Annotated in this window: 5 protein-coding genes; all 5 read right to left on the reverse strand. The window is 61.8% G+C overall.

Features of this window, described 5'->3' with window-relative positions; translation table 11 throughout:
- Positions 1–683: 683 nt before the first annotated feature.
- On the reverse strand, positions 684–1,253 hold the full coding sequence (locus tag I5W_RS19850) for an FxDxF family PEP-CTERM protein (RefSeq protein WP_044530521.1): 570 nt from the start codon (positions 1,251–1,253) through the stop codon (positions 684–686).
- 568 nt (positions 1,254–1,821) lie between these two features.
- On the reverse strand, positions 1,822–2,589 hold the full coding sequence (locus I5W_RS19855) for a MipA/OmpV family protein (protein WP_044530522.1): 768 nt from the start codon (positions 2,587–2,589) through the stop codon (positions 1,822–1,824).
- A 161-nt stretch (positions 2,590–2,750) separates the two neighbouring features.
- Positions 2,751–3,857 (reverse strand): alkene reductase, encoded by a 1,107-nt coding sequence (locus I5W_RS19860; RefSeq protein ID WP_044530523.1) that lies wholly within the window; start codon positions 3,855–3,857, stop codon positions 2,751–2,753.
- A 157-nt stretch (positions 3,858–4,014) separates the two neighbouring features.
- Positions 4,015–4,881, reverse strand: coding sequence for a dienelactone hydrolase family protein (locus I5W_RS19865; RefSeq protein WP_044530524.1), 867 nt, complete (start codon positions 4,879–4,881; stop codon positions 4,015–4,017).
- Between the two features lie 146 nt (positions 4,882–5,027).
- The coding region (locus I5W_RS19870) for a leucyl aminopeptidase (RefSeq protein ID WP_044530525.1) at positions 5,028–6,387 on the reverse strand (1,360 nt) is incomplete at its 5' end.

Genomic DNA, 6,387 nt, shown 5'->3' on the forward strand with positions numbered 1-6,387 from the left:
TTTTTTCATAACAACACCTCTTTCAGTTCGATTGATTGATTGGGTTTTGATTGCGAAAGCACTGCAAGGGGGATCGCTCCGACGGGTTTTGTTATTGATGTTGGCAAGGTCGGAACGGTGTCTCTATTTGTGATTTTTTTTCGAAGAGACGTATCGAGAATAATGTGGAAATACTAAGGTTTGCAACTGAATATTACGTTTTTCTGGTAAGTGCTGTTGTGATGTAGGACTCTTGGAAGCCGCTCTGGTAAACGGTTTTGGATGGATTAGTTGTTTTTGTGAGGCAATTTGTTTGGCTGTGGAAATTAAGTTTCCTCAGTTAATCTATTCTTTCTCGCGCCCTGAAAAAATGGACAAAATTTACGTCAGAAAAAGTGACGTATGAAAATATTCCAGAACATTTCTGCACCCCTCAACGCCCCTCCATGAGGGCGGTTCTACAGTAGGTAGAGGCGGAGAACGGAGTTCATCCTTGCCTGAGCCTGTCGTCAGCGCAGGCGCGAGGGCAATTAAACAGGGAGGGAAGTGCGGGGCAATATCGTCCGCCAGAATGTTGGCTTCAGTTATGCCATCTATGGAGAAGGGGAGCCCCGTCTCCGGTGCTCCCCTTGCTGCGGCATCGATAGTCCGATAGTCGGAACAGCATCATCAAGCGTCAGTGCCCGTCCATCACGCTGCCATCATCACGCCGCCATCATCTGCGCGCCGTTCATCTGCTCGGTCTTGTCACCGGACTTGCGGCGACGATAGGCGGCAAAGCCGATCAAGCCCAGGCCACCCAGCATCATGGCGGTGGTCGAGGCTTCCGGCACCGGTGCCACGCTGATGTTGCCAGCGAAGCTGCCACCGGCCGAGCCCAGTACGGTACCGGCCACCGCCAGCGTGTACAGGCCGGTACTCAGGCCATTGGCGCGCAGGCTGAAGATCTGCAGGTCACCACTGAGGACCTGGGTGCCGACGTAGTTCTGGCCGTGACCGCTCAGGGTGAAGCCACTGATATCCACGCGCGAGATGCCGCCCAAAGCAATCGAGACCAGCGCCGAGGAGAGCGAGGAGCCGGTGCTGTTGATGGTGAAGGTGAATTTTTCCAGGAAGCTCTTGTCCTTGGTGCCAGCACCGAAGCGCGCATCGAAAGTGGACGTGGTATCGGTCCACACCAGTGCTTGCGATTGTTGGATATCTGCCGCACCAGCCGAGCAAGCCATGGCGAGGAGGGTGGATGCAACAAGGAAACTACTCGACAGTTTTTTCATTACAACACCTCTTTCAAGTTTGATTGATGCGATTTGACTACGAAAACTTTGTAAGGAGGATCGCGCAGATGGGTTTCACTGTTGTTGCTGGCGAGGCCGGATTAGCCATTCCATTTGTGATATTTAGTCATGGAGATGAAATCAGATTAATATAAAAATACTAATTATCGCAACTGAATATTACGTTTTATTTTAATTTGTATTGTGGCAGGGAAACGCTGAAAGCCGCTCTGGTAAACGCTTTCAGGCTTTGATATTGTTTTTGCATGGCAATTTGTTTTGGTGCGGAAATTAAGTTTCCTCAGTTAATTTATTTTTTTTGTGGGCTGGAAAAATAGGACAAAATTTACATGAGGAAAAGTGACGTATGAAAATATTCTAAAATGTTTCCGTGCGGATCAAGGCGTATCCATGAAGCAAGGCATCACAACAGGAAAGGTCGTGCGCAGGGCAATATCGCCCGCAGGAATGAGGGGCGATGATGATGCTCAGAGGAGGAGGAAGGCGGCGCTTGCGCCCTGTCACACGTCGCTGCGTTCGTGTGACAGGGGGCGTGCAGAGGGAGGGATTACTTGAAGTGGTAGCTCAGTGCGACGATGGCGGTGTCGTCGGTACGGCGGCGCACCAGCGGGCTGTCGCTCACGGTGTTGTCGAGCCACTTGCGGCGCCAGTGCAGGTTGAGATGCCAGTCGCCGCTTAATGGTACATCGGCTGCCAGGCCGAAGATGGGGCTGGTGGAAGAACCCACACTGTATTGGCGTAGGCCGCTGGCGGCGGACTCGCTGGCGGCGACGCCGAAGTAATAATCGTTGTAGCTGCTGCTGCGGTATTCCACCCCGGCTTCCGGGTAGATGCTGACCCGGCCCAGGTCGACCTGGGCGGCATAGATGGCTTCGGCCAGGGTGCCATGCGAGGTATTGAAGTCGCGGAAGACATTGAGGAAGAAGGCGCCGAACGGGGTTTCCTGGTAGGTGCCCAGGCCCAGCGGGATGGGATTGGAGCGACGGTGCAGGCCGTGGTCGGCGTCGAAGCCTTCGACGTTCACGCGGCCAGCCAGCTCCAGGTAACCATAGCCCATGCGGGCGGTCTTGATGCCGAAGGTATCGACGCGGGCGAAGAAGCGGCCATAGTCAAAGTAGGCGTAGGGCAATACCAGCTTTTCGCTGCGGCGCTTGAGGTCGTTGCGGTCAAGCTTGTAGAGGCCGGCGCCAAGGTCGCCGGTGATGCGGTCCTGTAGTTGCAGGGGATCGGTGGCATTGTCGGAGGGGGTGACCTGCTGGGCCTGCGCGGACAGGCTGCCGCAGGCCAGGATGAGAGCGGCGAAATAATTTTTCATGTTGGGCGGTGGATGAGAGCGCAACCGGCATTGTAACGGGCGGGGGCAGTGTCCCGCACGAAATGCATGAAGCCGCTGCAGGAAACGTCACATTCCAGCACAGCCGCAAAAACGGCCTGCCAGGTGGCAGGCCGTGCGCTTGGGCCGCCCTCAGGCCACCATCATGCCGGTTGCAGCGGCGGGTAATCGGTATAGCCTTCGGCGCCGCCACCGTAGAGCGTGGCCTGGTTGATCTGGGCCAGTGCGGCACCGGCCTGGAAGCGTTGCACCAGGTCGGGGTTGGCGATCCATGGCCGACCAAAGGCCACCAGGTCGGCCAGGTTGCGCGCGCGGGCCTGGACTGCCATCTCCAGGTCATAGCCATTGTTGGCGATGTAGAGGCCCGTGAAGAGCTCGCGCAGCACCTGCAGGTCGAAGCCGCCTTCGACCTCGCGCGGGCCACCGGTGGCGCCTTCCACCACGTGCAGGTAGACCAGCTGGTAGCGGTTCAATTGCTGCACCACATAGCGGAAGAGCGCTTCTGGATTGCTGTCGGCGATATCGTTGGCCGGGCTGATGGGCGAGAGGCGGATGCCCACGCGCTCGCTGGGGATGACCGAGGTGACTGCTTGCACCACTTCCAGTAGCAGGCGGGCGCGGTTTTCGATGCTGCCGCCGTAGGCGTCGGTGCGCTGGTTGCTCTTGTCGCGCAGGAACTGGTCCAGCAGGTAGCCATTGGCAGCGTGGATTTCCACGCCGTCGAAGCCGGCTTGCATCGATAGTTGCGCGGCGGTTTTGTATTGCTCGACGATGCCGGGCAGTTCGGCGATCTCCAGCGCACGTGGTTCGACGAAGGGCTTGAAGCCGCTTTCGGTGAAGGCATTGCCTTCCGGGCGGATGGCAGAGGGTGCCACCGGCAGGGCGTGGCCGGGTTGCAGGTCGGGGTGGGAGATGCGGCCCACGTGCCACAACTGCAGGAAGATGCGGCCGCCCTTGGCGTGTACGGCATCGGTGATCTTTTTCCAGCCGGCCACCTGGGCCTGGTTGTAGATGCCCGGCGTCCGTGCATAGCCCTTGCCTTGCGGCGAGATCTGGGTGGCCTCGGCGATGATGAGGCCGGCGCCGGCGCGCTGGGCATAGTACTCGGCGGCCAGGTCGGTGGGGACGTCACCGGCCAGGGCACGACTGCGGGTGAGCGGGGCCATGACGATACGGTTCTGCAATGGCACGGCACCCAGTTGGACGGGTTTGAAGAGGTCGCTCGCGAGATGGGCATTGGCGTTGGTCATGCTGATCCTTTCTGCTTGCAGGGAGGGAAGAAATGCGTCGGCGTTCTTGCTTTCTGACCGACCACGGTGGGCGGGCAGTGTTCCGGAAAAGGAGGATCAGTCTAGACCGCAACGGCCGTCTTTGCAGGCGGTCGCTCGCACTTTGCGCAGCGGCAACTCAGGGTTGGATCGGCAGCCGGTCCAGCCAAGGGCCCAGGCGGGTGAGGGCATCCTGGCGTGCGGCCCGGTTGGCATCGATGGCCTGGCGGGCGCGCTCGGGGTCGTCGAAATCATGGGTGGCGCCGGGGTAGAGCGTGACCACCGGGGCGCTGGCCTGGCGGATGGGGATGGCATGGCGCAGCACGCGCTGGCAAGTCAGCGGCGAGACTTCGGCATCGGCCCCGCCCAGCAACACCTGGATCGGTTTGTCGATCTCGGGCGTGCGCGAGAGCAGGGCTTGCGGCCCGCAGCCGGGGTAGAACACCAGCGCGGCGGCAAAGCTGGGGTTGCCTGCGGGGCGTTGCGCCTGGCGCTGCATCACGTTCAAGGCGGTGCTGCCACCATTGGACCAGCCTTGCAGCATGATGCGGCGCGGATCGACATCATCGCGTCCGGCCAGCCAGGTCAGCGCGCCTTCAGCATCCAGCGGGCGCACGCTCAGTTCGTTGACGGCAGCGCGCTGGGGCGTGCCGTGGGTATGGCGACCGAAGCCGTGGGCCACGCCGCGTGGCCCGAAACTGTCCACCAGCAGCACCAGGTAGCCGCGCGCCAGCCAGTAGGCGGCCCAGGCGCGGTGGCGCGCCGATAGGGTGGTGGCGTCGCAGGGCGAGGGAATGGCCGGGCCGATCTGCGTGCATTGGGCATTGACGCGGCTGGAATAGAGACCGGCGCGGCCATGCAGCAGCACCATGGCCGGATGGGGCCCCGCGCCGAACGGCGAAAACAGATAACCGGTCAGCGCGGTGCGGCCATCGGCCGACGGAAAGCGCACGGTCTGGGCCGGCGGCAAGCTGGCGGCCGGTACCAGGGCTGGCCAGGCCAGCAACAGGCCGGATATGAAGAAAAACCACCGCCAACGCGGTGGTTTTCGGGACAGCGCCGATGGATGCGGCGCCCAGGGCGGGCGCAGCGAGAGGGTGGATAGATACGTGAATATTATTTCCACCATGCACTGCGCCCTTTGCCGCAGCTTCAGGCGCGGGCCGACTTGGCGCGCGCCTGGTTGAGCAGCCAGGTGGTCAGCAAGGGGACCGGACGCCCGGTGGCGCCCTTGGCTGCGCCGCTCTTCCAGGCGGTACCGGCGATGTCCAGGTGAGCCCAGGTGTACTTGCGGGTGAAGCGCTCCAGGAAGCAGGCGGCGGTGACGCTGCCGGCCGGTTGGCCACCGATGTTGGCGATATCGGCGAAGTTGGACTTCAGCTGCTCCTGGTAGACCTCCTGGATCGGCATCCGCCAGGCGCTGTCGCCGCTGTCGCGACCGGCGGCCAGGAGGGCGTTGGCCAACTGGTCGTGGGCTGCGTCTTCGCGGGTGAACAGGCCCGAGTTGTGGTGGCCCAGGGCCACGATGCAGGCGCCGGTCAGGGTGGCGATGTCGACCACGGCGGCCGGCTTGAAGCGTTCCACGTAGGTCAGTGCGTCGCACAGGATCAGGCGGCCTTCGGCATCGGTGTTGAGCACTTCGATGGTCTGGCCGGACATCGAGGTGACGATGTCGCCCGGCTTGGTGGCGCGGCCCGAGGGCATGTTTTCACAGGTCGGGATGACGCCGATGACGTTGAGCTTCAAGCCCAGTTCGGCGATGGTACGGAAGGTGCCCAGCACCGAGGCGGCGCCGCACATGTCGTACTTCATTTCATCCATGTTCGCGCCCGGCTTGAGCGAAATGCCGCCGGTGTCGAAGGTGATGCCCTTGCCCACCAGCACCACCGGCGCATCCTTGGCCTTGCCGCCCAGGTGCTTGATGACGATGAACTTGGGCGGCTCGTCGCTGCCGTTGGTGACCGACAGGAAGCTGCCCATCTTCAGCGCTTCCAGTTGCTTGCGGTCCAGCACTTCCACGCCCAGCTTGAAGTCCTTGGCCAGCTTCTTGGCGGTATTGGCCAGGTAGGTGGGAGTGCAGACGTTGCCGGGCAGGTTGCCCAGTTCCTTGGTCAGGGCCATGCCATTGGCCAGGGCCACGGCTTCGGACAGGGCGGTCTTGGCGGCGCCGCCTTCGGTGGCGGCCACCAGCAGGGTGATCTTCTTGACGCCGGTGGGAGCCGGGTCTTTCTTGCTCTTCAAGGTGTCGCAACGATAGACCGCGTCGCGTCCGGCCAGCACCACGGTGCGGATGGCCCAGGCCAGGTCGCGCTCCTTGACGCCCTCGAAAGGCAGGGCCAGGGCGGCATCGCTGCAGCCCAGCGTGGCCAGGGTGCGCACCAGCGCGCCGGCGGCGGTGGCAAAGCTCTTGTCGCTGATCTCTTCTTCGGCGCCCAGGCCCAGCAGCACGATGCGTTCGGCGGCGATGCCGGTCACGCCGCGCAGCAGCAGGGTGGTGCCGGGCTGCCGGAAA

It is taken from the genome of Herbaspirillum sp. B65 (assembly GCF_000333555.1).
GTDB classification, from domain to species: domain Bacteria; phylum Pseudomonadota; class Gammaproteobacteria; order Burkholderiales; family Burkholderiaceae_D; genus Herbaspirillum; species Herbaspirillum rubrisubalbicans.